Source organism: Allobosea sp. 01N443, from assembly GCF_056399325.1.
Genome location: NZ_JBFTRC010000081.1, coordinates 1 through 23,394 on the forward strand (window position 1 = coordinate 1; position 23,394 = coordinate 23,394).

Annotated in this window: 21 protein-coding genes and 2 pseudogenes; 11 read left to right on the forward strand and 12 right to left on the reverse strand. The window is 64.2% G+C overall.

Features of this window, described 5'->3' with window-relative positions:
- Positions 1–33: 33 nt before the first annotated feature.
- The 6 genes and pseudogenes from AC1DRP_RS19645 to AC1DRP_RS19670 form a co-directional block, all read left to right on the forward strand.
- Positions 34–318: pseudogene (locus tag AC1DRP_RS19645) on the forward strand (ATP-binding cassette domain-containing protein); the annotation flags it as partial.
- 130 nt (positions 319–448) lie between these two features.
- Entirely contained in the window at positions 449–1,981 is a 1,533-nt protein-coding gene (locus tag AC1DRP_RS19650; RefSeq protein WP_441507522.1) for a serine hydrolase domain-containing protein, read from the forward strand.
- The gene (locus AC1DRP_RS19655; RefSeq protein WP_441507523.1) at positions 1,978–3,561 is read left to right on the forward strand and encodes an ABC transporter substrate-binding protein; all 1,584 of its coding nucleotides are present in this window, start codon (positions 1,978–1,980) and stop codon (positions 3,559–3,561) included. Before AC1DRP_RS19650 ends, AC1DRP_RS19655 begins: the two co-directional genes overlap by 4 nt.
- A gap of 224 nt (positions 3,562–3,785) precedes the next feature.
- Entirely contained in the window at positions 3,786–4,934 is a 1,149-nt protein-coding gene (argE, locus tag AC1DRP_RS19660) for an acetylornithine deacetylase (protein ID WP_441507524.1), read from the forward strand.
- An 81-nt stretch (positions 4,935–5,015) separates the two neighbouring features.
- Complete coding sequence (locus tag AC1DRP_RS19665; RefSeq protein WP_441507525.1) at positions 5,016–5,399, forward strand: nuclear transport factor 2 family protein; 384 nt, start codon at positions 5,016–5,018, stop codon at positions 5,397–5,399.
- The gene (locus tag AC1DRP_RS19670; protein ID WP_441507526.1) at positions 5,400–5,864 is read left to right on the forward strand and encodes an NUDIX hydrolase; all 465 of its coding nucleotides are present in this window, start codon (positions 5,400–5,402) and stop codon (positions 5,862–5,864) included.
- A gap of 9 nt (positions 5,865–5,873) precedes the next feature.
- On the opposite strand, the gene AC1DRP_RS19675 is transcribed toward AC1DRP_RS19670, so the two are convergent.
- The 5 genes from AC1DRP_RS19675 to AC1DRP_RS19695 form a co-directional block, all read right to left on the reverse strand.
- Positions 5,874–6,914: a succinylglutamate desuccinylase/aspartoacylase family protein gene (locus tag AC1DRP_RS19675; RefSeq protein WP_476769327.1), complete on the reverse strand. Its 1,041-nt coding sequence runs from the start codon at positions 6,912–6,914 to the stop codon at positions 5,874–5,876.
- A gap of 110 nt (positions 6,915–7,024) precedes the next feature.
- A complete protein-coding gene (locus AC1DRP_RS19680; protein WP_476769328.1) occupies positions 7,025–7,807 on the reverse strand; it encodes a transporter substrate-binding domain-containing protein in 783 nt (260 codons plus the stop codon).
- 43 nt (positions 7,808–7,850) lie between these two features.
- Complete coding sequence (locus AC1DRP_RS19685) at positions 7,851–8,582, reverse strand: amino acid ABC transporter ATP-binding protein (protein WP_476769329.1); 732 nt, start codon at positions 8,580–8,582, stop codon at positions 7,851–7,853.
- The gene (locus tag AC1DRP_RS19690; RefSeq protein WP_069877846.1) at positions 8,569–9,219 is read right to left on the reverse strand and encodes an amino acid ABC transporter permease; all 651 of its coding nucleotides are present in this window, start codon (positions 9,217–9,219) and stop codon (positions 8,569–8,571) included. The genes AC1DRP_RS19685 and AC1DRP_RS19690 overlap by 14 nt, the downstream gene beginning before the upstream one ends.
- Entirely contained in the window at positions 9,216–9,878 is a 663-nt protein-coding gene (locus AC1DRP_RS19695; protein ID WP_441490320.1) for an amino acid ABC transporter permease, read from the reverse strand. The genes AC1DRP_RS19690 and AC1DRP_RS19695 overlap by 4 nt, the downstream gene beginning before the upstream one ends.
- Before the next feature lie 153 nt (positions 9,879–10,031).
- Between AC1DRP_RS19695 and AC1DRP_RS19700 the strand changes: the two genes are divergently transcribed.
- Positions 10,032–10,817 (forward strand): IclR family transcriptional regulator, encoded by a 786-nt coding sequence (locus tag AC1DRP_RS19700; protein ID WP_441507529.1) that lies wholly within the window; start codon positions 10,032–10,034, stop codon positions 10,815–10,817.
- A gap of 19 nt (positions 10,818–10,836) precedes the next feature.
- Here AC1DRP_RS19700 and AC1DRP_RS19705 read toward each other — a convergent pair whose 3' ends face one another.
- On the reverse strand, positions 10,837–11,109 hold the full coding sequence (locus tag AC1DRP_RS19705) for a heavy-metal-associated domain-containing protein (protein ID WP_441507530.1): 273 nt from the start codon (positions 11,107–11,109) through the stop codon (positions 10,837–10,839).
- A 195-nt stretch (positions 11,110–11,304) separates the two neighbouring features.
- Between AC1DRP_RS19705 and AC1DRP_RS19710 the strand changes: the two genes are divergently transcribed.
- Positions 11,305–13,836: a heavy metal translocating P-type ATPase gene (locus tag AC1DRP_RS19710; protein ID WP_476769330.1), complete on the forward strand. Its 2,532-nt coding sequence runs from the start codon at positions 11,305–11,307 to the stop codon at positions 13,834–13,836.
- Between the two features lie 22 nt (positions 13,837–13,858).
- On the forward strand, positions 13,859–14,305 hold the full coding sequence (gene cueR, locus AC1DRP_RS19715) for a Cu(I)-responsive transcriptional regulator (protein ID WP_476769331.1): 447 nt from the start codon (positions 13,859–13,861) through the stop codon (positions 14,303–14,305).
- 49 nt (positions 14,306–14,354) lie between these two features.
- Here cueR and AC1DRP_RS19720 read toward each other — a convergent pair whose 3' ends face one another.
- From AC1DRP_RS19720 to AC1DRP_RS19735, 4 genes are all read right to left on the reverse strand, one after another.
- A complete protein-coding gene (locus AC1DRP_RS19720; RefSeq protein ID WP_441507531.1) occupies positions 14,355–15,695 on the reverse strand; it encodes an HlyD family type I secretion periplasmic adaptor subunit in 1,341 nt (446 codons plus the stop codon).
- A 68-nt stretch (positions 15,696–15,763) separates the two neighbouring features.
- The gene (locus tag AC1DRP_RS19725; protein ID WP_476769332.1) at positions 15,764–17,833 is read right to left on the reverse strand and encodes a type I secretion system permease/ATPase; all 2,070 of its coding nucleotides are present in this window, start codon (positions 17,831–17,833) and stop codon (positions 15,764–15,766) included.
- Positions 17,834–17,859: 26 nt separating this feature from the next.
- Positions 17,860–19,845, reverse strand: a complete 1,986-nt coding sequence (locus AC1DRP_RS19730; protein ID WP_476769333.1) for a hypothetical protein — start codon at positions 19,843–19,845, stop codon at positions 17,860–17,862.
- Between the two features lie 149 nt (positions 19,846–19,994).
- Positions 19,995–20,771 (reverse strand): hypothetical protein, encoded by a 777-nt coding sequence (locus tag AC1DRP_RS19735; protein WP_441507534.1) that lies wholly within the window; start codon positions 20,769–20,771, stop codon positions 19,995–19,997.
- Positions 20,772–21,370: 599 nt separating this feature from the next.
- Here AC1DRP_RS19735 and AC1DRP_RS19740 point away from each other — a divergent pair.
- Positions 21,371–22,084 (forward strand): transposase, encoded by a 714-nt coding sequence (locus tag AC1DRP_RS19740; protein ID WP_441507535.1) that lies wholly within the window; start codon positions 21,371–21,373, stop codon positions 22,082–22,084.
- Here the strand turns inward: AC1DRP_RS19740 and AC1DRP_RS19745 are convergent.
- On the reverse strand, positions 22,069–22,554 hold the full coding sequence (locus AC1DRP_RS19745) for a hypothetical protein (protein WP_441507536.1): 486 nt from the start codon (positions 22,552–22,554) through the stop codon (positions 22,069–22,071). The two genes, AC1DRP_RS19740 and AC1DRP_RS19745, sit on opposite strands and share 16 nt — an antisense overlap.
- Before the next feature lie 42 nt (positions 22,555–22,596).
- Here AC1DRP_RS19745 and AC1DRP_RS19750 point away from each other — a divergent pair, with 42 nt between their 5' ends.
- The gene (locus tag AC1DRP_RS19750) at positions 22,597–23,172 is read left to right on the forward strand and encodes a hypothetical protein (RefSeq protein WP_441507537.1); all 576 of its coding nucleotides are present in this window, start codon (positions 22,597–22,599) and stop codon (positions 23,170–23,172) included.
- 105 nt (positions 23,173–23,277) lie between these two features.
- Here the strand turns inward: AC1DRP_RS19750 and AC1DRP_RS19755 are convergent.
- Positions 23,278–23,394 (reverse strand): annotated as a pseudogene (locus tag AC1DRP_RS19755) (IS481 family transposase); the annotation flags it as partial.

Consider the following 23,394-nt stretch of genomic DNA (forward strand, 5'->3'; position numbering starts at 1 on the left):
CGATTGCGCGGTCGCTGGCGATGAACCCGAACGATTGCGCGGTCGCTGGCGATGAACCCGAAGGTGATGCTGTTCGACGAGGTCACCGCCGCGCTCGATCCCGAAACCAAGAAGGAGGTGCTGGTGACGATCCAGGACCTCGCCGCAGAAGGGATGACATGCATCCTCGTCACCCATGAAATGGGCTTCGCGCGTGAGGTGGCCGATCATATCTATTTCACCGATGGCGGCCTGATCGTGGAACATGGTTCGCCGGCGGATGTGTTCGGCAATCCACGCGAAGAGCGCACGAAGGGGTTTCTGGACAAGGTATTGTAGCAAGCCGTCGTCAGTCCGGCTCTTCCCCGCGTCTCGATCCGACGGTTTCCGCGTGCCTGCCATGCAGTGGCAGGGCCTATGTCGTCTGCGGATGCCTCTCTAACACTAGCGAGGAAGCGAGGGAGAAATCATGCTGGACTGGACACGGGCCGAGGCGGAAGCAGCCGCTATCACGAAGAGCTGGGCCGATCAGGCAGGGCCAGGTGGTGCGGTCGTCATCTTCGATGCGGAGCGACGGCTTGAGGCCTGTGCCGGCGGTTTCGCCAATCTGGAACAACAGACGCCCTTCACGGCGGATACGCCCAATCGTCTGGCCTCGATCAGCAAGCATTTCATGGCGGCGACGCTGCTGCTGGAAGGCATATCGCTCGACGCACCACTCGGCAGCCTGCTGGATGGTTTGCCTGCCGCCATAGCCGCCGTGCCTCTCGGCCGCGCACTTGACATGACCGGCGCCCTGCCGGACATGATGGAGACCCTGTGGCAGCTCGGCGTGCCCTACACCACGAGCCTCAGCGCGCCTGAGATTCACGGTTTCGCTCAGCGCCTGCCGGGCATCAATGCCGTGCCCGGCCAGGAGATGGCCTATTCCAATACCGGCTGGCGCCTGGCGCAGTCGGTGCTGCCGGCCCAGCGCAGCATCACCTATCGCGAAGCCCTGCGGCTGCGCCTGTTCGGGCCTCTCGCCCTGCCCTTCGTCTTCCCGGAGGATGAGAGCGAGATCGTGCCGGATCTCGCAACTGGCTACTGGCATGATGGCGTCAACTGGCGGCGTGGACGCTACGGCTTCCAGTTCTCTGCCTCAGGCGGGCTTGTCGGCAGCGCATCGGCGCTGGCGATCTGGGCGTCCGATCTGATGGCCGGGCGCGGGCCGCTCGCCGGCCTGTTCGAGAAACTCACCGCGCCGCGCCAGTTCGCGGATGGTCGCGAGAGCGGCTACCGCCTCGGCCTGGTCAGCACTCCGCTTCTCGGTACCACGGTGATCGGCCATGGCGGATCACTCACGGGCTACCGCAACCACTTCCTGATGGCGCCCGAGCATGGTGTCGGCGTCGTCGTGCTGAGCAATCGTGAGGAGGAGGCGCTCTGGCCGGCGTTGCGTGTGCTTGCGGCACTTCTGGGCGAAGCGCTGCCCGAGGCACCGAAGGCTGGGCCGACCGGCCTCTATGTCGGAGAGGAAGGGTCCTTCTGGGCCGAGCTCGCTGGAGACTCGATCGGCGTCATGGGCGGGCATGAGCGTCTCGTCGTCGGCGAGAACGGCAGGTTGAGAAGCCTGCCTTCCTATCTCGACATCGAGCTCCGCACGCTCGGCGAAGACGAGATTCGGGCGCGGATCGGCGGTGTCGAGCGTCGTCTTCTGCGCGTTCCGGCCGCCACGCCGCTCGACCCGCGCCTTGTCGGCCGCTGGCGCGAGCGCAGCTTCGGCGTCGAGATCACGGTTGAAGCGGACGGCACGGCCCAATGGCCCTGGGCCGAGCCGGTCGGCATGACCACCCGGCTGACCCCCTTGCCGGGAGGCCGCGCGCTCGCCGATCTTGTTCATGGTCCCTGGCGGCACCGGCCTTGCTTGTGGCTGCAGCCGGACGGCTCCCTGCGYGTCGACAGCCATCGGGCGCGTGTCCTGCTATTCGATCGTGTCGACGACGTTGGAGGTACCCGATGATCCGTTCCCGCCTTGCCGGATTGTTGCTTTGCGCCGCGTCGCTGACGCTCGGTCTCGAGGCACAGGCCCAGCCGGCTCCGAGCCGCACCTTGCGTGTCGCGCCGCATGCGGATCTCAAGACGCTCGATCCCGTTGCCGCTTCGATCGTCATCACCCGCATGCATGGGCTGATGATCTACGAGACGCTGTTCGCCTGGGATTCAAAGCTGCAGCCGCACCCGCAAATGGTCGAGAGCTTCTCGACTGCTCCCGACAAGCTGTCCTGGAGTTTCACGCTGCGGCCCGGCCTCAAGTTCCATGACGGCCAGCCGGTCACGACCCGCGACGTCATCGCTTCGCTTAAGCGCTGGATGGCGCGCGACACGATCGGCGGCAAGCTCGGCGAGTATACGGAAGGGTTGGAGACGGTCGACGACCGGACCTTCACGCTAAAGCTGAAGCGGCCGATGGCACTCGTGCCTTTCGCACTCGGCTCGGCGGTCGGCCAGATCCCTGTGATCATGCGCGAGAGCGATGCCAAGAGCGATCCGATGAAGCCGGTCACAGAAGCGATCGGCAGCGGCCCTTTCCGCTTCAACCGGGCGGAATGGCGCAGCGGCGCGCGCGTCGTCTACGATCGCAACCCCGATTATGTGCCGCGCTCGGAACCGGCCGACGGTCTGGCGGGAGGCCGCGTCGTCAAGCTCGACCGCGTCGAATGGATCATCATGCCGGACGCCGCGACGGCGGCCGCTGCGATCCAGACCGGCGAGATCGATATCTGGGAGCAGCCGAGCCAGGACCTGATCTCGACCATCGCCAAGACCCGCGACGTCAAGGTCGAACGCTACTCGAACCTCGCCAACCAGGTGATGCTGCGGCCGAACCACCTCTATCCGCCGTTCAACAATCCCAAGGCCAGGCTCGCCCTGGCCTATGCCACGGACCAGGCCGATTTCCTCGCCGCCGGGTTCGGGGACGAGGAGTGGTGGAAGCGCTGCAATGCCTATTTCGTCTGTGGTGGGCCAAACGGAACCGAAATCGGCTCCGAAGCCTATGCCAAGCCCGATCTTGCAACCGCGAAGAAGCTGCTCGCCGAGAGCGGCTACAAGGGCGAGAAGCTGGTGCTGAGCACTTCGAACGACATCGCCCCGATCGGTCGCATGGCCGAGGTCGCGGCGCAGTCGCTCAAGGAGGTCGGCTTCAATGTCGATGTCCAGTTTGCCGATTGGGGCACCGTCACCACCCGCCAGCAGAATCGCGGCACCGTGGATCAGGGCGGCTGGAACCTGTTCGTCACCTATGCGTCGGGCGCGACCATGCAGTCGCCGATGACCAATATCGGCACCAATATGGGCTGCGAGAAGGCGTGGGCGGGCTGGCCCTGCGATGCCGAGGCCGAACGGCTGCGTGGCGCTGTCGTCGATGCTCCGGACGAGGCAAGCGGCAAGCTCGCGATCGAAGCGTTGCATCGCCGACTCACGGAAGTGCAGCCGTACCGTGTGCTCGGTCAGTTCGACCAGCCCTACGCCCGCCGCAGCACTATTTCAGGCGTGCTCGCCGCACCGGTTATGCTGTTCTGGAACATCGAGAAGAAGTAAGCAGCCAGCACTGACGGCTGCGGTCGATGCGCGGTCCGGGGCGAGGCTTCTCTCGCCCTGGACCACAAGATCGGAACATTCTGCCGGCGGCAGGGCCAATCCCGGCAGGATGGGGCGCCTCCGGGTGCCAGACGGGCACGGATTGCGAGCTGCCCCTCTGCTAGATTTGCGCTTATCCCTCCTGTGCGGTCCGATCGACGGCCGCTTCAATCACGTGGCTTGTCATGACGACTGTCGAAACGGTTCTGGCCGATCTTGTGGCCTTTCCCTCTGTTTGCCGGACGCCGAACGCGGCGATCATCGAGCATGTCCGCCGATACCTCGCGAGCCATGGTGTCGAGAGCGTCATCGTCCCGGGGCCGGAAGGGGATCGCGCCAATCTCTTCGCCACCATCGGACCGCGTGAGCCGGGCGGGATCATTCTCTCGGCCCATCTCGACGTCGTGCCTGCTGCCCCCGAGGGCTGGGTCGGACAGCCCTTCGCCTTGCGCCGCAATGGCGACCGCCTGATCGGGCGCGGCGCTGTCGACATGAAGGGGTTTGTGGCCAGCGTGCTGGCGAGCGTGCCGGATCTCACCTCGCGCCGGCTGGTGCGGCCGGTCCACATCGCGCTCTCCTATGACGAGGAGGTCGGCTGCGTCGGCGTTCGTCACCTGATCGCGCGGCTGCCGGAGCTTTGCCCCAGGCCGGCTGGTTGCATCGTCGGCGAGCCGACCGATCTCCATCCCGTCTTGCGTCACAAGGGCAAGATCGCTCAACGCGTCACGGTCGAGGGCAAGGCCGGGCACTCGTCGCGGACCGATCTCGGCGACAATGCCATTCACTACGCTGCGGAGTTGATGGCTGCCGTGCATGCCGAGGCGCGCCGGCATGCGGTGGAGGGCCCCTTCGCCGACAGCTTTGCCCCGCCCTATTCCACGATCCAGGTCGGCACGGTGCGGGGGGGAACCGGCATCAACATCGTTCCGGCGCAATGCGTCTTCGAGGTCGAGGCTCGCGCCATCGCTGGACAGGAGCCGGCCGGACTGCTTGCCTTCCTGCCGCGCGAGGCGGAGCGGATCCATGCGGCTGCTGTCGCGGATGGGCACAATGTCGTCTTCGGCTTCGAGACGATGAGCGACTATCCGCCGCTCGATCTGCCCGATGAGGATCCGTTGGTCGGGTTGACCGAGGACGTCTGCGGGAAGCCGCGCCAGCAGGCCGTCAGCTTCGGGACCGAGGCCGGGCTCTTTCAGGCCGCGGGCATCCCTGCAATCGTCTGCGGGCCGGGTGACGTGAACAGGGCGCATAAGCCCGAGGAGTATATCACCGATGCGGAACTGGCCGGCGCGATGGCCATGATTGCGCGGATTGGCGATCGTTTGTCCTCCTGACTCAGGCTGTCAGCGCAGTTCTGGTTGATCGCCTGAGGCCGTGCATGAATGTCGGCACGGATCATCCGGAGGAGACTGACCATGCCTGATCGCCAGCGTGTCGAGGCTTTTGTCGCAGCCGTCGTGAGTGGCGATCATGTCGGCGCCATCCGCGACTTCTACTGCGAGGATGCTTCGATGCAGGAGAACGGCGCCGAGCCGCGCCGCGGACGCGACGAATTGATGGCGCATGAGGCCAGGGCACTCGTCCGGCTCAACCGGATGCACACACATCCCGCCCGGGCCGTGCTGGTCGATGGTGACCGGGTCGTGATTCACTGGATCTTCGATGCCACCGACAAGCAGGGTGTGACGCGGCGGCTGGAAGAACTCGCGATCCAGCGCTGGCGCGGCGACCGCATCGTCGAGGAGCGCTTCTTCTACGATACCGGATCGGCCTGGCAGGTCGTCGAGCCTGTGCGTTAGATGTCCATCAGGGCAGAGAGCACCGGCAAGCCGGAGCGGTTCAAGCTGGTCGTGTCAGTCTATGTGATCTTTGGGCGGGGGAGCGAACTCCTGCTGCTGCGGCGCGCGAACACGGGTTACGAGGACGGCAATTACGGTCTCGTCTCCGGGCATCATGACGGCAGCGAGCCGCTGCGAGCAGCGGCCGCGCGCGAAGCGAAGGAGGAGGCGGGCGTCGAGATCGATCCGGCCAGCCTGACCTTCGCAACTGTGCTCCACCGATCGCAGGACGAGGAGCGGCTGGATTTCTTCTTCGAGGCGCGCAGGTGGCAGGGCGAGCTTCGCAATGCCGAGCCTGAGAAATGCGCCGAACTGGCCTGGTTCCCCATCGATGGCTTGCCGGAGAACACGATTGCCTATGTTCGCGAGGCCATCGCCCATTGGCAGTCCGGCACTCGCTATTGCGAGTTTTGGCGGGAGAGCTGACGCGCCCCGCTACGACAGCACGCCGCGATAGGGCGCAGCCACGATCAGGCAGCAATTGCCGGGCCGGACGCGGCCGGGCTGGCGGCGGCCGTAGAGGATGCCGTCGGCGGCATAGTGCAGCGTCTCGGGCGGGCGGGTCGGGTCCCAGGTGCAATGGATGCGGCCGGCCGGCTGGCCGGCCCTGACCTTGGCGCCATTGGCGTGGAAGGGTTCGAAGACGCCGTCGACGGTGGCATAGACATAGGCCGAGGTGCCGGGCAGCTCGAGGATCTGGCCTTCGCCGCGCTTCGGCTCCGGGGTGTCGCGCGCGACGATGCCGAGATGGTCGAGCACATTGGCAACGCCGCGCCGGCAGACCTTGAGCGCCTCCAGCGAAACCGTGCCGCCGCCCGCCATCTCGGTGCCGACGGTGACGAGCCCGTTGCGGCAGGCCGTTGCTGTTGCGGTGCGCGGCTCGCCGAGATTGCTGATCACCACCGTCATCGGCGCGTCGAACGCCTGCACTGCGGCGACATTGCGCGCGTGCAGCGCCGGATCGTCGGTCGGCTCGACGATCGCGCTCGGGATGATGTCGAGCGAGGAGCCGCCTGAATGCAGGTCGAGGAAGGCGTCGCCGAGCGGCAGGATATGGTCGCTGACAAAGGCGGCGATCTGCTGGGTGATGGTGCCGCGCGGGTCGCCTGGGAAGGTCCGGTTGAAATTCAGGCCATCGACCGGCGACGTCCGCTGGCCGGCGATGACGGCGTGCGAATTGTTCGCCGGCATCAGGATCAGCCGGCCTTGCACGCGGCCGGGATCGAGATCGCGGATCAGGTCGCAGATCGTGATCGGCCCCTCGTATTCATCGCCATGGTTGCCGCCTTCGAGGATCGCCGTCGGGCCGGAGCCGTTCTTGATGATCGCGATCGGGATCCGCGTCGCGCCCCAGGCGTCGTCATGCGGCGAATGCGGAATCATGACGAAGCCGACTTGCTTGCCGTCGCGCGCGGGATCGACTGTCAGGAAGGCGCTGGACGGACGGGGCGTGGGTTTCTGCTTGACGCTGGTCATGGCTGGCTCGCGGGCGCGCCGAGGCTCTTGGGGCGGCAATCCGGCCCGGTGGCGCAGTCTGAAGGGAAAATGCCGGGCGCGGCCCGCGCCCGGCTGATGTCTGGCGTCGCTCAGAGCGTCGGCAGCGGGTCCATCGGCWTGTCCAAATACTTGCGATGCAGCCGGTCGAGCTCGCCGTTCATCGCATTGAAGAAGATGAAGCCGTCGAGCCAGCGCACGAGATTATGCTGATCCATCTGCACACCCATATGGGCCGGGCTGCGGCGGATGACGAACTTGCGCTCGAATTCCTTGTTCGGGTTCTGCTTCGCCAACGCCTGCGCGACGATGCTGTTGGTGGCGAGCAGGTCGGCCTGGCCGGTGATATAGGCTGCCGCGGCCGTGGCGTCGTCCTCGGTGCGCATCAGGCTCGCCTTGGGGGCGGTTGCCGAGATCGCGAGCTCCTGCGTCGTGCCCTTGGCGGCGACGACGCGGGCGGAGCCGATGGTCTCGGGGCTGCTGACCGGCGAGGCCTTGGCACCATAGACGGCCAGGAAGGTATTGGCATAGGGCGCGGTGAACTGGATCTGCTTGGCGCGCTCCGGCGTCAGCCCCATCACCGAGATCACGATATCGACCTTGTCGGTGAGCAGGAACGGAATCCGGTTGGCGCCGGTGATCTGCTGCATCTCGAGCTTCACGCCGAGGCCCTTGGCGACCATCTCGGCCATCTCGATGTCGAAGCCGATCGGCTTGCGGTTCTCGTCCTGAGCGCCGAAGGGCGGGGCRTCGAGCGGCACGCCGATGCGTACCACGCCCTTGGACAGGATGTCCTGGAGCTTGTCGGCCCGGGCTTCGGCTCCGCCAAAGACGGCAACAGTCAGTGCAGCCAAACCTGCAAATAGCGAACGCATGTTTCGTCTCCCCTCGTTGTGCAACTGGTGTCGATCGGCCTCCTCAGTGCAGGACCGCGCTGAGGAAGGTCTGTAGTTCGGGCGTCTTCGGCTCGGCGAGCACCGCCGCGGCCTGGCCTTCTTCGTGAATGCGGCCCTCGTGCATGAAGACCACGCGCGAGCCGAAGCGGCGGGCAAAGCCCATCTCATGCGTGACGAGGATCATCGTCATTCCGTCCTGCGCCACCGATTCGAGCACCTTCAGCACCTCGCCGGTGAGTTCGGGATCGAGCGCCGAGGTGACCTCGTCGAACAGCATCAGCTTGGGCTGCATCGCGAGCGAACGGGCGATGGCGACGCGCTGCTGCTGGCCGCCGGAAAGCTGGGACGGGAAGGYGTCGAGCTTGTCCTCCAGCCCGACGCGGCGCAGCACGTCGCGGGCGATCTCGCGGGCTGCGTCTGGCGCCTGCTTCTTCACCACCCGCGGCGCGAGTGTGATGTTGTCGCAGACCGAGAGATGCGGGAACAGGTTGAAGCTCTGGAAGACGATGCCGACCTCCTGCCGGAGCTTGCGCAGGTTGGTCCTGGGATCGTTCACCTGCACGCCGTCGACGAGGATCGAACCGCCCTGGATCGGCTCGAGGCCGTTGATGCAGCGCAGCATGGTGCTCTTGCCGGAGCCCGAGCGCCCGATCACGGCGATGATCTCCCCCTTCGCGACGTCCAGCGAGACGTTCTTCAGAACCTGGACCGCGCCATAGCTCTTGCTGATCCCCTTGATTTCAACGAGCGACATCGAGCTTCCGCTCGAGCGAGCGGCTCCATTGCGTGAGGGGGAAGCACATCAGGAAGTAGATGCAGGCGACGGTGATGTAGACGGCGAAAGGCTTGTAGGTGCCGGCGGCAGTGAGCTGGCCCTCGCGGGTCAATTCGACGAGCCCGATCGTCGCGGCGAGCGAGGTGTTCTTGATGAGCTGGACGAGGAAGCCGACGGTGGGCGGGATTGCGACGCGGATCGACTGCGGCACGATGATGTGGCGCAACTGCTCCCAGAGCGACAGGCCGAGCGAGGCGCCGGCCTCCCATTGCGTCTTGGCGATCGAGATCAGCGCGCCGCGCCAGATTTCGCCGAGGAAGGCGCTGCCATAGACCGAGAAGGCGACGGCGGCTGCGAACCACGGATTGACCGAGATGCCGATCAGCGGCAGGCCGAAGAAGATCAGGAACAGCCAGACCAGCAGCGGCGTGCCCTGGACGATATGGGTGTAGCCGGCCGCCAGCCAGCGCAGCGGCGCGAAGGGCAGGATGCGGACGACGGCGATGACCAGGCCGAGCAGGGCGGCTCCGGTGAAGGCGGTGACGGTCAAGGCCACGGTCCAGCGCGCCGCCGCGACCAGGTACATCACATCGATCAGGCCGAAGGAACGGATCATCGCCTGACGAACGCCCAGTAATAGATGCCGGCAAAGAGGCCGCGGAAGGCCAGCGCGAGGCCGAGATAGAGCACGCCGATCACGGTGTAGACTTCGAAGTCGCGGAAGGTGCGCGACTGCACGATCGAGGCCGCGTGGAACAGGTCCTCGACCGAAATCTGCGAGACCACGCTCGTCGCCAGCATCAGCAGCACAAATTGGCTGGCGAGCGCGGGAAACATCGATTTCAGCGCCGGGAACATCACGATGTAGCGGAAGACCTGCAGGCCGGAGAGGCCGAGCGAGTGGCCGGCCTCGGTCTGCGCCTTCGGCACCGCTTCCAGCCCGGCCCGGACGATCTCGGTGGTATAGGCGCCGAGATTGATGACGAGCGCGATGATCGCCGCCGTCAGGCCGTCGAGCCGGAGGCCGAAGCTGGGCAGGCCGAAGAAGATCAGGAAGAGCTGGACCAGCAGTGGCGTGTTGCGGATCACCTCGACATAGCCACCGACGATCCGCTTCAGCCAGCCCGGTCCATAGACCCGCGCCGCAGCACAGGCGACGCCGATGACGAGGCCGCCGAGCATCGCGCAGGCCGAGAGCAGCAGCGTGATCCAGACGCCGTCGAGGATCGACTCCCACGCCGCAAACACATCCCGAAACTGCAGGCCGTATTTCATCGCGCTCAGACCGCCACGGCCGCAGGCGGCGTGACGGCACGCCCACAACAAACCGACAGAGTGATCAGCGATGGTGTCATTGAGCCTCCCCTTTACAAGAGGCTAGGTTGGCTTCTTATTTGATGTCAAGCTTCACATATGAAACGAGGCAGCATGCCTGACCTTCCGGAAACAGATGACGGCGAGAAGGCCTCCTATTCCGCTCCGGCTCTGGAGAAGGGGTTGGATATTCTCGAGCTGCTGGCGGATGTCGGCGAGCCGCTATCGACCCGCACCATTGCCGAGCGACTGGAGCGTTCGAAGAGCGAGATCTTCCGCATGGTCTTCGTGCTGCAGCAGCGCGGATATCTGGTGCGGGAGGCGGGAACGGACAGGCTCGCACTGTCGCGACGATTGTTCGATCTCGGCATCAGGACGCCCAGCGGGCGGCAGTTGACCTCGGTCGTACTGCCTCTGATGGAGCGCTTCAGCGAGGAGAGCGGGCAGGCGGCTCATCTCGTCGTGCTGAGCCGTGCGCAGACCGTGGTGCTCGCGACGACCTCCGGACATCTCGACGCGACGGTTACCGTGCGGCCGGGCTATGGCAGGCCGGCGCTGGAGGCCAATTCCGGATTGCTCATCCTGGCGTTCCAGACACGGGCACGGCGTCTGACCCTGATGAAGGATGCCGATAATGAGGCGCGGACGCGGCTAGAGAGCTCCGGCGTTGCAGCCATCTTCGCGATGATCAGGGAGCAGGGACACCAGATCGCACCAAGCCGCGACATTCTGGCGGTTACCGATATCGCCTGCCCGGTCATCGGACCGGCGGGCTATGCGCAGGCGGCGATCCTGGTGCCATGCCTGCAGCGCCATGGCGTGCAGACCAATGAGAAGGCGATCCTCACCAGCCTGAAGGCCTGCTGCCACGAGGCGGGGCTGCGCCTGGCCTATAGCTGACCAGGCGCAGGATGTTGGATCAGGCGGTGACGGGCTGCGGCGTGTAGCCGGCCGCCGTGACGATCGCCGCGATGGCGGCGCGGTCACTGGTGCCCAGGACGCTGACCAGTTTCGAGGCCGGGTCGGCCTGGACGCGGGTTCCGGGAAGGCCAATTTCGATCGCCTTGATGATCGTACCGGCGCAATGCCCGCAGGTCATGTCCTCGACGCGGAAGCTGAGTGTTCCCGCGCCCTGAGGCTGTGCCTGAGTCCCAGGTGTCGTCTTCTCGCTATGACTCTGGCATCCGCACATCGTTCTGCATCCTTTCTGAGGGGTATGAAGGRAGCCTAAAGCTTCCCATGATGGGAAGGTCAAGCGCCCTCTGCGGGATGCCGGCGCACATCATGGGGAGGATCCGGCCCTCTCGCGGAGTGTTGAAAATTGGCCTTGACCTTCCCATCATGGGAAGGATCATACCCCTCGCCATCAACATGCGGAGATCAAGCCATGGCGATGGCACGGACAGCGGGAAGCCCCGTTAGAGAATTTGAGATCGAGATCGGCGGGATGACTTGTGCTTCCTGTGTCGGGCGCGTCGAACGCGCCGTGAAGGCCGTCGACGGCGTCGGCTCAGTCGCGGTCAACCTCGCGGCCGAACGAGCGCGTGTGACCCTGTCTTCCGGCGGTAGCGATGCCGGCGCGATCGCGGACGCGATCCGCGGCGCCGGCTACGAGCCCACCGAGCGCACCGTCGAGCTGAAGATCTCCGGCATGACCTGCGCGTCGTGCGTCGGCCGGGTCGAGCGGGCGCTCAAGGCGGTGCCGGGCGTGCTCGACGCGACCGTGAATCTCACGACCGAGCGTGCCACCGTGCGGACTCTCGGCGGTGCGGGCCAGATGCAGCAGCTCGTCGCGGCCGTTGCAGGGGCGGGCTATTCCGCCGAAGCGGCGAGCATCGATGCCGGAGCCTCGGATCGCGAGCAGCAGGCGCGCGAGGCGGAGCAGGCGGGTTTGAAGCGCGCGGTCATCATCGCCGCAGTCGCGACAATCCCGCTGCTCGTCTTCGAGATGGGCTCGCATATGTACGAGCCGCTGCACCATTTTCTCGCCGGGCGTGTCGGCGAGTTCAACATCAAGCTCGTGTCCTTCCTGCTCGCGACATTCGTCCAGTTCGGGCCGGGCCTGCGCTTCCTGAAGAAGGGGTGGCCGGCCTTGCTGCGTGGCGCGCCGGACATGAATTCGCTGGTCATGCTCGGTACCAGCGCGGCCTATCTGTACTCGACGGTGGCGACCTTCGCGCCGGAGTTCCCGCCTGACGGCACGGACTACACCTATTTCGAGGCCGGTGCGGTCATCGTCACGCTCGTCCTGACCGGACGCTGGTTCGAGGCCAGAGCCAAGGGCCGGACCAGCGAAGCGATCCGGCGACTGATGTCGCTGCAGGCGAAGTCGGCGCGTGTCCTGCGCGACGGCGTCGAGGCCGATGTCGGGATCGAGAGCGTTGTTCCGGGCGATGTCGTCATTGTGCGTCCGGGGGAGCGCATCCCGGTCGATGGTGAGGTTCTCGACGGCGTGTCCTATGTCGACGAGGCGATGATCACCGGTGAGCCGGTGCCCGCCCGCAAGGAAGCGGGGGCGGCTGTGACCGGTGGCACGATCAACGGCACGGGCGCCTTCCGTTTCACCGCCACCAAGGTCGGTGCCGATACGCTGCTTTCGCAGATCGTCCGCACCGTCGAGGCGGCGCAGGGCTCGAAGCTGCCGATCCAGGCCATGGTCGACAAGGTGACGATGTGGTTCGTCCCAGCCGTGATGGCGCTCGCGCTTGTGACCTTCGCGGCCTGGTCCGCCTTCGGCCCCAGCCCCGCCTTCTCCTATGCTCTCGTCAACGCGGTCGCCGTGCTGATCATCGCCTGCCCCTGCGCGATGGGATTGGCGACTCCGACTTCGATCATGGTCGGCACCGGCAAGGGCGCCGAGCTCGGCATCCTGTTCCGCCAGGGCGATGCGCTCCAGGGTCTGAAGGATGCGAAGATCGTGGCGCTCGACAAGACCGGAACCCTGACCAAGGGCAAGCCGGAGCTGACCGATCTCGTCACCGCCGAGGGCTTCGAGGAGGCCCTGGTGCTGCGGCTGGTCGCCTCGGTCGAGGCTCGCTCGGAGCATCCGATTGCGGAAGCGATCGTTGTCGCTGCCCGCCAGCGCGGCCTCGCCCTCGCAGAGGTGTCGGAGTTCGCGGGTGAACCCGGCTTCGGCGTCAAGGCCGTCGTCGAAGGCCGGACGATCGAGATCGGTGCCGACCGGCTGATGGGGCGTCTCGGGCTCGACCTCTCGCCCTTCACGGAGGCGGCAGGCCGCCTGGGCGATGCCGGCAAGACGCCGCTCTATGCGGCGATCGACGGCAGGCTCGCTGCGATCATCGCGGTTGCCGATCCGGTCAAGGCCACGACCCCCGAGGCTATCGCATCGCTGCATCGGCTCGGCCTGCGCGTCGTGATGATTACCGGCGACAACCGGCGTACGGCTGAGGCGATTGCCGCGAGGCTTGGCATCGACGAGGTCGTGGCCGAGGTTCTGCCGACCGGCAAGGCCGAGGTGGTGGCCGGGCTCCAGGCCGGTGGCGCTAAGGTCGCCTTCGTCGGGGATGGCATCAACGACGCGCCCGCCCTGGCCAAGGCCGATGTCGGCATCGCCATCGGCACCGGCACCGACATCGCCATCGAGAGTGCCGATGTCGTGCTGATGTTGGGCGATCTGAATGGTGTCGCCAATGCCATCGCGCTGTCACAGGCGACGATCGCCAATATCCGCCAGAACCTGATCTGGGCCTTCGGTTACAACGCCCTGCTGATCCCGGTGGCTGCTGGCGCGCTCTATCCGAGCTTCGGCATCCTGATGTCGCCGATGTTCGCCGGACTGGCCATGGCGCTGTCGAGCGTCAGCGTCCTGACCAATGCGCTGCGCCTGAAGCGCTTCCGCGCTCGCACGCCGGCCCCGTTGCAGGACCAGCGCGCCGCCAGGCTCGCGTTGGCGGGGTGAGACTGTAGGAGGAGCATGAGAGATGAACATCGGACAAGCGGCAACAGCCTCGGGCGTCAGCGCAAAGATGATCCGCTACTACGAGAGCATCGGGCTGATCGAGGCTCCGGTGCGCACCGAGGCGGGTTATCGTGTCTATGCCAGTGACGACGTCCACACGTTGCGCTTCGTCAAGCGCGCCCGGAATCTCGGTTTCTCGATCGAGGAAACGCGTGAACTCCTGGCGCTCTGGCGCGACAAGAGCCGGGCCAGTGCCGATGTGAAGGCGTTTGCCCTGCGCCACATCGGCGAGCTCGAGGCGCGGATCGGCGAGCTTCAGGCGATGGTGAAGACGCTCGGCCATTTGGCGCATCATTGCCACGGCGACGGTCGCCCCGATTGCCCGATTCTCGAGGACCTCGCCGATGCTCCCGTCCGGCAAGCCGCGGTTCCGGCAGGCTCTCGCGGCAGGGTACGGCATCACGCCTGAAGCCGGACAGGGCGGGCGCCCCGCAAGGCGCCCGCCCCACATCGACGGCTTAGGTTTCCCGGAAAGCGCGCGCCATGCTGTCCTTCAGCGGCTGCATCAGATATTCGAAGAACGTGCGTTCCTTCGTCTGGATATAGACCTCTGCCGGCATGCCGGCCGTCGGCTGGAAATCGTGGATCGCGGCGGCGCTGTTGCTGTCGAGGCGGACCCGTACGACATAGAGATCGGACGTATTGGGGTAGCCGCGCTGCCTTTCATCCGGCAGGGCGTCGGCCGAAATATAGATCACCTTGCCCTTGATCATCGGCGTCGTGCGCTGATTGAGGGCGCTGAGGCGGATGGTCGCGACCTGACTGTGCTTGATCTTGTCGATATCCTGAGGACGGACATGCGTCTCTATGACGAGCTCTTCCTGCAGCGAGACGATCTCCATGATGCTCTTGCCCGCCTCGATGACACCGCCGGCTGAGTGGTAGCGCAGCTTGACCACGGTTCCCTTGACCGGAGTGACGATCCTGGCGCGGTCGAGAACCCCCTTTACCGTGTGTATGCGTTCACGGACATCGTTCAGATCGGCACTGACGTCCTGCAACTGCTCCGATGCGGCCTTGATCGCGTTCTTTCTGACACCATCGATCTGCTCGACTGCGCGAGCGATGCGCTCCCGCGCGTCGCCGATGTCCCCGGTGATCCGGCCGGCCTCGCCGCGTAGATTGGCGGCGTTGCGTTGAAGCGCGAGGACGTCGGGCTTGCGGATATAGCCACGGTCCAGCAGGGCCTGTTTGCCAGCGAGCTCTTCCTTGAGGAGTTCGCTCTGCTGGGCGACGGCGGCAAGTTGGGCCTTGCTGCCTGCGATTCTTTCCTCCAGCCCGTCGATGCCCTTTTGCTGAGCCGAAATGTCATTGGAGATGTTGTTCTGGCGGGCAATGAAAGTGGCCGTCTGCGCCTGGAGCATCGCGGCGACGTCGCGGTCGGTGCTGCTTGCGATCAGGTGGGGGGGGAATACCAGTTGGGACCGACCGGCCGCCTCGGTGTTCAGCCGCGCTTCGACCGCCTCCAGCCGCATCTGCTTGAGCAGGTGCCGGCGGAGTTCCGCCCGGGAAGAGGTGTCGTCGAGCTGCACGAGCAACTGGCCGGGCAGGACGACGTCGCCCTCTCGCACCATGATCTCGCGGATCACGCCGCCTTCGAGATGCTGGATCGTCTTGTTCTGTCCCGTGGTCACGAAGACCCCCGGCGCGATCACGGCGCCTGAGATCGGTGCGGTATTGCCCCAGACGCCGAAGCCCATTACCGTCATCAGCATGATGCCGATGCCGCTGAGTTTCGCCCAGCGGGTGTTGCGCGGGACGTCGCCATACCAGGGCTGGGCTGCGATCATTGCGGTCATCGTGCGTCTCTCCACCCTTGCAAAACGCCCGACTGCCCGCCCCGGCAGGGGCGTGGCGGCACAGAATCTCAGTTCGGCCTTGGCGTGTTGTCGATGCTCCGCTGCCCGACGATCAGGGGCAGGATCTCGTCGCGTGCGCCGATCGCCTGGACCGCGCCATCCTTGATCATCATGATCTTGTCGACGCTGCGCAGCAGGGCCGGTCGCTGTGTCACCGCCACGACCGTCATGCCTCGCGCCTTGGCACGCTCGAAGGCTCGCGCCAGCGCGGCCTCGCCGATCGTGTCGAGATTGGAGTTGGGCTCGTCGAGAACGACCAGTCTCGGATTGCCGAAGAAGGCACGGGCGAGCCCGAGCCGCTGCTTCTGGCCGCCGGAGAGCGGGCTGCCATCGATGCCGATCTGCGTCTCGTAGCCATGTACGAACTGCGCGACCATTTCGTGGATGTCGGCGATCTCGGCAGCCTCGTACACATCCTCGTCGCTCGCGTCGTCCCGCATCCTGGCGATATTGGCCTTGATCGAGGCTGGGAAGAGTTGCGTATCCTGGGGGAGATAGCCGACATTCTCGCCGAACTRCCGCGGGTCCCAGTTGCGCTGCTCCATCCGGTCGAGCCGCACCGTGCCGGCCGTTGGCGTGATCGAGCCGACCAGCATGCGCGCGAGCGTCGACTTGCCGCTGCCCGAGGCGCCGACGATGGCAAGCGAGTCGCCGGGTTCGAGGCTGAAGCTGATGCCGTTCAGGATGACCTTCTTGTTCGGTGGCGGCACATAGAGGATGCGCTCGACATCGAGGCGGCCCTTGGGGTTCGGCAGCTTCAGCCGATCGAGATTGAGCGGCGAGGCCTGCAACAGGGCCTGAACCCGGGAATAGGCGGCACGCGCGTGGATAAAGCTGCGCCAGCCTTCGATCGTGCCTTCAAGCGGGGCCAGCGCGCGGCCCGCGACCACTGATGACGCGATGACCATGCCGCCGGTGAGGGATCCTTCCAGGGACAGCCAGGCACCCCAGCCCAGCATGGCGATCTGCGTGCCGAGCCGGAAGAACTTCGACAACCCGGTCATCATGATGTTGCGGTCCTGGGCGCTGACCTGCGCCTTCAGGGATTCCGCGGTCTCGCGGCCCCAGATCAGCACGCCCTCCGGGATCATGCCCATGGCGTTGATGACCTGCGAGTTGCGCGACATCGCTTCCGATTGAAGATTGGCGCGCGTCGCAAACGCGCTCGACCTTGCGAAGGGGACGGCCGTCAGCTTCTGGTTGAAATAGGCGACCACGAACAGGACGATGGCGGCGACCGTGACGATGTAGCCGAGATGCGGATGAATCAGATAGACTGCCAGCAGGTAGATCGGTGCGGTCGGTGCATCGAGCATCGTCAGGATGACCGGCCCGGTCAGGAAGCTCCGGATCTGCTGAAGATCGGCGAGTATCTGGAACTCCCGATTCGAACCGCTCTGGGCCGCCTTGGCTGCCGCGCTGAGAACGGGGCCGCCGAGCCGGCTTTCGACATCCACGGCAACCCGCATCAGGATGAAGCGGCGCATCATGTCGAGCAGGACATGGGCCAGGATCGCGACCATCACGATGATCGAGAGCATCATCAGCGTGTCGAGGCTGCGGCTGGTCAGCACCCTGTCCGACATCTGGAACAGATAGATCGGGACAGCCAGCACCAGCGTGTTCACGACGATCGAAAAGATCGCGACGATCACCAGGTTGTGGCGCGCCTCCGCGAGCCCTTTGCCGAGGACCTGCTGGAAATCGCGATCCCCGAGGCGTTGTTCGAGCGGTGATCGGCCGCCGCTGCCACCGCCCCCTCCGCCACCACCTGTTCCGCCCTTGCCGCCCCCAGGACCGTTCGATGTCGTCGTGCCTTGCGGGCTGYCGGCGCCTCCGACCGGTCGCAGATTGGGGACGCTGTCGGCGGGAGGAGCGCCATGCTTCGCCTCGGCGCGCAGCGGGGCTTGCCCTGGTGAGGCCTGACGGGCCTCGCCGGCCATGCGGTCGTTTGAATTGGCGACCAGCGTGAGCGGGGGCGGGGGCCTGCCAACGGTCGTCCCGAGCGGCGTGGCTCCGGGCAACCTGGTGGCATCTGGACGGTTCGATGGTGCGGCTGGAACGGCTTCGTCGGTCATGGAGAGCCCTCGGATGCGTGCTGGCCTCAAGACATGATGTTGGAGGTGAGGTGATCGTGCTGGGACGGGTCGGGTATGACCGGGCGCGATACGGAGGAGTCCGATACGGAGTGCGAATCCACGTCATGCGCGAAGGCGACGAGTTCGGGCACCAATGTCTGGGTGTCGTGGATGGTGACCTTGTCGGTGTCGGTGATCATGTTGGTCTGGATCAGCACGCTCTCCTCGTAGGCGTCGCCACCCAGGTATTTCGAGGTCGAAAGCGTGCCCGGATCTATGATGTGCGCCTCATTGAGCACCGTGTTCCCGCCGGCGGCGACGCCCTGGGTCGTCCCGGGCTGAGCATTGGCCTGGACGACCTGGTCGGCGTCGTTCAGAACACTGATCTGGGTGATGACGTTCACGTCGTAATAGTCGCCGGGCACGTAGAGGACGTGCAGCGTTCCGAACCTGTTACCGTTGAGTTGCCAGTTGGCGTCGGGCGTCAGAATTGTAGAGTTCTGATCAAGCGCGCCGAGAAGATCGTAATGCGCCTGCTGCATCGGCTTGAATGCGACGCTGTCATAGGTCGTGATATCTGCGAGATTGGTAAGGTTGTTGAAGCCTGTGGTGACAACGGTAATATCGCTGCCGTGGCCTGTTGCAAACAGCTTGGCGCTGTCTGAGTCCAGAACGATGTTGTACTGGTAGATCCAGTCGGCACGGTGATAGTTGCCGCCAATGATGATGATGTCGTAGCTGTCCAGGCCGGTGATCTGAGCGAGATTGAGCTGGGCGTTCTCGCCGCTCTTCACGTCGAAATAGGTTCCGTTCTCCGCCTGAACGATCCTGTCGCTATCGTTCAGTCCATTGAACTGAATGACGGATTTCACATCATAGAAGCTTCCCGGCATGACATCGACCGACCAGAAGGGGGTCGCTGCGGCGCCGTTTGGCGCGATCGTCATCGTATGCGTAGCGAATTCCGCGATGTTGTGGACTTCGTTGCCATGGCTCTGAACCAAGGGGGCCAGCGTGCCATCGACGGCGACGTCGACATGGTCGTTGTCCACGAGGACATTTACCTGCGCGATGCCGCGGCTGAAGAAATAATTGCCGCCCACGATCATCGAGCCGGTTGCTTCGTTGGCGTCGACGATGACCGCAGCATTTGCCAGCATGTTCAGCCCGGTCTCCGAGACGACGGCGACCCCGCCTGTGGGTTCGGCGGCTGTAATGGATTTGGTGATGCTGTCGGCGGGCGCGTCGGCCAGGCGCCAAGGCGCGACCTCGGCAAGGCTCGGCACCGGTGGATCGCTCGCGTTGAGCGCGCCGTCGACAATTCTGCCTTCCATGGCATGTGAGACAGGGCTGCCGTCGGAATAGGGGCTCCCCGTTTCGGCCCAGCGCATATCGCGACTTTCGATAGCCGCTATCACGCTCTGGGTCGTGCCGCCCTGAAGCGCCGCGACCTCGCCGGGCACAGCGCTCTGCGCCTGGTGCAGCATGTCGCTCAGGACGCCGTCGAGATGAAGTTCGGGGGGCACGACGAGAGTGCCGTCAGGATAACGGATCGCGTCGGATGTCAGCAGATCCCGGTCGTCCGCCTGATTGACCTGGTGGATCGAGAGCAATGTCTCGGTGCCGCCGTTCTGATACCCCACAGTGACGATCTTGTGGCTGGTGACCATATAGCCATAGTCGTTATCGACGCTGTCGGGCGCATCGAGGCGATGTGGAGGCGGATGACTCGATGGGAGGATTCTGGCCGGCGGAGTGAAGGGTGTGGGCGTCAGGCTGTGGAGGGCGGGACTGTCGTCGGAGACGTTCGGCGCCCGAAAGAACACGGGTTGCGAAGCCGTTTCATCCGGTGTGATGGGCGCAACGCGATCGTAGAAGCGATCGCCCCCCTCGTCCGACACGACCCGGGACGCTTCGCCGTCATAGGTTTCGCGCGCCCGCATTTCATCAATGAAGACGCGAAGATAGCCGGCAAAATGCCATATCGTTTCGGTAAAGCCGCCAATGTTCATGGCACACTCTGCACTATTGCCTGGCAAGGCCGGTCGCGAGGGCACCAGGCATTGCGTGGGCTCAGGGGCTCACCRGCCCCGAGCAGGGAGCGCGCGGGGAGGCGACCCCGCGCGTCCGAGCATAGCTTGCCTTCCGAGCGTTGGGACGCTCAAAGTGTGCCGATGTCGTGACCTGCGACGGTCAGGTGATCGACGGAGTTGAACTGGACATTTGCGCCCATGGCGATGTGCTGTGTGAAGGCCTCCTGGGTCAGGGCCACGTTGGCAGCAGCCGCGCCGATGCCCGAGTAGCCGTCACTTCCGCCATGGATGTCGCCGAAGCTCGACGATGCTGAGCCACCCGTGGCCGTGGCGGTCATGGAGAAATCGCCAACCGCTTCCGGGATATGGCCTGGACCATAGCAGGACGGGTCGAGCCCACCAGAGTTGAAGTTCACCGACGGATTGGACAGGCTGTCATTGTCGGTGAGGTTGTTGACCTGCGCGATATTGAAGTTGTTGCCGTCATCCGTCGTCTGGGTGACGACGGACGGCATCACGATCGAGTCGTGGATGTCGTGAATCGAGTCGATATCCATCACCCGGTTATCGACGGGTGGCACGAGGGCGCCACTGAGGTCGAGGTCGACCTTTACATTGACAGTGGTGTCGACGGCGGTCTGAACGTGGTTGATGTTCTCGTTGTAGTTGAGGTTGCCGTTCAGGTTGCCATTGGCGTTCAGATTGCCGTTGCCGTTGAGATTCAGGTTGCCGTTGTCATTCCAGACGGAGGTGTCGACGGCCTGCGCGGAGTACTGCGCCTGGCCTTGTCCCTGCCCCTGGCCTTGTCCTTGCCCCTGACCTTGTCCCTGCAATTGGGCTTGAATCTCAGCCTGCGCCTGATCCTGGCTTGGATCCTGCGGGTGATAATCGTTGTTGTTCGGCATGGTGCTTTCCCGTCAAAAAAGGAAAGGCACCCTTCCGCTCGTTGATCGCCGCGTCCCTTCTGCGCTGCGCCGATCCACTTGCGTTGGATGCCATTAGTGCGGAATATTGATAATTTATGTCGAATGAATGTCCCGCCTATCTACGCAAGGAACGTTCTTCAAGATTTCGTACTGGCGACAGCAGAAACCCCTTAATTGACTAAGTCATTGTTTGCGTCTCCCGATATTAATTAGTTGATATAAGTAATAATTTTTCTGAACTATTAGTCTGGTTCGATATTGGGCCAGAGTGTGCGAAATGAAATCTGAGACATATAATTTTATGAGTCATATACTAGCAGATAGGTATAAATTCTGAATATTATTTAAAATTATTGAATGTAATATTCATTATTGGCGAACAATTTCTTTTTGTTGCCTAAATTGATAAATGTCTCAGAAATAATGTGACAATTTGGGGGTTGTGTGCATTATTCCCGATCAGCAAACATCCAACTATGCCCTTGCGGCGTCAATGTATCGAATTATTACCCATTTTCAGACTTTATTGACTTTCAATTACCCATCTGGGACCATGTTTTCGGGTTGGAGGTTGCGCCATGCCGAACGCCATCCGCTTGCAGAACGAGCGCGTCGTCCATTTGTCGCTCGAACGAATGGTCTGGCCTTCCGGACCGGTTTGCCCGCATTGCGGCGAGGCTGCCCGGCTGGGGCGGCTCAACGGCCTGAGCACCCCGATTGGCGCGTGGAAATGCTATTCCTGCCGGAAGCCGTTCACGATCAGGAACGGCACGATCTTTCACAACAGCCATGTGCCTCTGCATGTCTGGCTCCAGGCCCTCTACCTGCTGACGGCGACCCGGCAGAAGATGGGGTCGCAAAGGCTGGCGCAAACGCTGGGAGTTTCCGTCCGAACGGCCTGGCATCTGAAGCAGAAGATTGCCGGCGGCCTCGCGGTTTCTCCGCTGGAGGTGGCCTGCTACGCACCATGGCAGCATGGCGACATGGTCATGCGCTGCGAGTTCCTGGACTGCCAGGTCGATGGCGGCCCAGGCAGCGCGAGTTGCGTCGCGCGTTTTGAACGCTTCATGGCAGCGCTGGAAGGCATCGCAACCGCGGAAACGGACACCTTGTTCATTCAGGCGTTGCGGCGGCTCCTTGCAACCCGGCCGGAGCGGCTGGAAGAGGCCGGCGAGGCGTTGACGGAAGTTCAACTTGAACTCGGCTTGCTTGACGACGAGCCGGCGCAGCCGCGGGTCCGAGCTGCGAGCTTCAGCGGTTTCGGCATGCCGGTCTCTCAGGCCAAGAACTGACCTCTGCGCATATGACGTTCGACATGGTCGTGCCAGAGCTCGTCCAGCGTTCTGCTTCCGGCTTCGCTGGAAGCTGTGCCGAGCGGCTCCATTCCTACCAGTTCGCCCGCCGATGGCCGGGTGGCGTCCAAGGCTTCCAGAAAGGCGAGCGCTCCCATCGACCCTGCGGTGAAGGCCGGGTCTCGGCGGCTGCTCAGAAGACAGATTTCCTCGCCCACAAGTTCCGGGCCGATCCCGGTGAGAGCATTCAGCACCGATGACTGGGCCGAGGCGAGCGCGTGCGTTCGCAGCTCGCCGCATTTGCGTTCGACGATCAGCGTGACCAGGGTCGCAAGGAAACCGAGAATCTGCGGCTGGAGCCAGTCGCCCGCTTGCAGGCCGGCGCCATTCGCGGAAGTCTTCAGAACGAACGGCTCGAGGACGGAGAAGGCAGCCTTGCGCGCTGGTCGGGCTCTCAGAAGATCGAACATGCTGGCTCTGCCGTATCGGAGCCTTCAGGAACGGTGGACGACATGCTTAGGCACAACCGGAACGGGCCATCTACGCTGCCGCCCCGTCCTGATTTCATCGCGCTGGAGCTGGCCGCGCAACGCTCGGCCGAGCAAAGGGTAGCCTTTCTGTCGTTGATAGGCGATCTCAATTTCGCCTGGTCCAACAATGAGAGCATGTTCATCTATGTGCTGATGCTGCTGCTGGACACCGACGAGGCGGCTGCAGCGATCGTCTTTTCCACGCTCAACACGACGCGGGCGCGCCTCGACCTGGCGCAGCGCCTCGCCAAGGTCCGGATCACGGACAAGGGGCTGCGCGCCGAGCTTGACGCGGTTGTCGAGGCCTTTTCTGCGGCAACGCGKCTGCGCAACGATCTCAACCACGCCACCTTCGTCGTCGACGCGAGCGGGGCGATCACACACACACAGAGCATGAAACTGGAGGAGGCCCGGGGCAGGCTGCGTTTCGGCACCCGCCGCCCCGTCGACCAGGCTCGGCTCGACGAGATCGCGGCGGCGACGCAGGAACTCTATGCTCTGAACCGGCGGATCTGGGATCTCCTCCCGCAGCTCGAACGCGGCGTGGCCACGTCCTGACCTTGCTTGGCATCGCTCCGAAAAGTGGAGTGCGGTTTTCGGGAAAGCCGATGCAAACACAGGTGGTTAGACCGTCGGACTGGATATGATATCCGGTCCGATGATCTAGATGTTCAGTCCCGGCATTTGATGGATTGGATCGAGCCTGAATCGTTCTGGCTCTGAAGTCCAGCATTTGCAGATGAACTCGTAGGGTGTGAGCCCCCTAAGGGTCTTCAGCCG

What these genes read in the sequence shown, in the direction of transcription:
- AC1DRP_RS19655 (WP_441507523.1), top strand. Translation starts at nt 1,978, where the DNA reads ATGATCCGTTCCCGCCTTGCCGGATTGTTGCTTTGCGCCGCGTCGCTG.
- argE (WP_441507524.1), top strand. Translation starts at nt 3,786, where the DNA reads ATGACGACTGTCGAAACGGTTCTGGCCGATCTTGTGGCCTTTCCCTCT.
- AC1DRP_RS19665 (WP_441507525.1), top strand. Translation starts at nt 5,016, where the DNA reads ATGCCTGATCGCCAGCGTGTCGAGGCTTTTGTCGCAGCCGTCGTGAGT.
- AC1DRP_RS19670 (WP_441507526.1), top strand. Translation starts at nt 5,400, where the DNA reads ATGTCCATCAGGGCAGAGAGCACCGGCAAGCCGGAGCGGTTCAAGCTG.
- AC1DRP_RS19675 (WP_476769327.1), bottom strand. Translation starts at nt 6,914, where the DNA reads ATGACCAGCGTCAAGCAGAAACCCACGCCCCGTCCGTCCAGCGCCTTC.
- AC1DRP_RS19690 (WP_069877846.1), bottom strand. Translation starts at nt 9,219, where the DNA reads ATGATCCGTTCCTTCGGCCTGATCGATGTGATGTACCTGGTCGCGGCG.
- AC1DRP_RS19695 (WP_441490320.1), bottom strand. Translation starts at nt 9,878, where the DNA reads ATGAAATACGGCCTGCAGTTTCGGGATGTGTTTGCGGCGTGGGAGTCG.
- AC1DRP_RS19700 (WP_441507529.1), top strand. Translation starts at nt 10,032, where the DNA reads ATGCCTGACCTTCCGGAAACAGATGACGGCGAGAAGGCCTCCTATTCC.
- AC1DRP_RS19705 (WP_441507530.1), bottom strand. Translation starts at nt 11,109, where the DNA reads ATGTGCGGATGCCAGAGTCATAGCGAGAAGACGACACCTGGGACTCAG.
- AC1DRP_RS19710 (WP_476769330.1), top strand. Translation starts at nt 11,305, where the DNA reads ATGGCGATGGCACGGACAGCGGGAAGCCCCGTTAGAGAATTTGAGATC.
- cueR (WP_476769331.1), top strand. Translation starts at nt 13,859, where the DNA reads ATGAACATCGGACAAGCGGCAACAGCCTCGGGCGTCAGCGCAAAGATG.
- AC1DRP_RS19720 (WP_441507531.1), bottom strand. Translation starts at nt 15,695, where the DNA reads ATGACCGCAATGATCGCAGCCCAGCCCTGGTATGGCGACGTCCCGCGC.
- AC1DRP_RS19730 (WP_476769333.1), bottom strand. Translation starts at nt 19,845, where the DNA reads ATGAACATTGGCGGCTTTACCGAAACGATATGGCATTTTGCCGGCTAT.
- AC1DRP_RS19735 (WP_441507534.1), bottom strand. Translation starts at nt 20,771, where the DNA reads ATGCCGAACAACAACGATTATCACCCGCAGGATCCAAGCCAGGATCAG.
- AC1DRP_RS19740 (WP_441507535.1), top strand. Translation starts at nt 21,371, where the DNA reads ATGCCGAACGCCATCCGCTTGCAGAACGAGCGCGTCGTCCATTTGTCG.
- AC1DRP_RS19745 (WP_441507536.1), bottom strand. Translation starts at nt 22,554, where the DNA reads ATGTTCGATCTTCTGAGAGCCCGACCAGCGCGCAAGGCTGCCTTCTCC.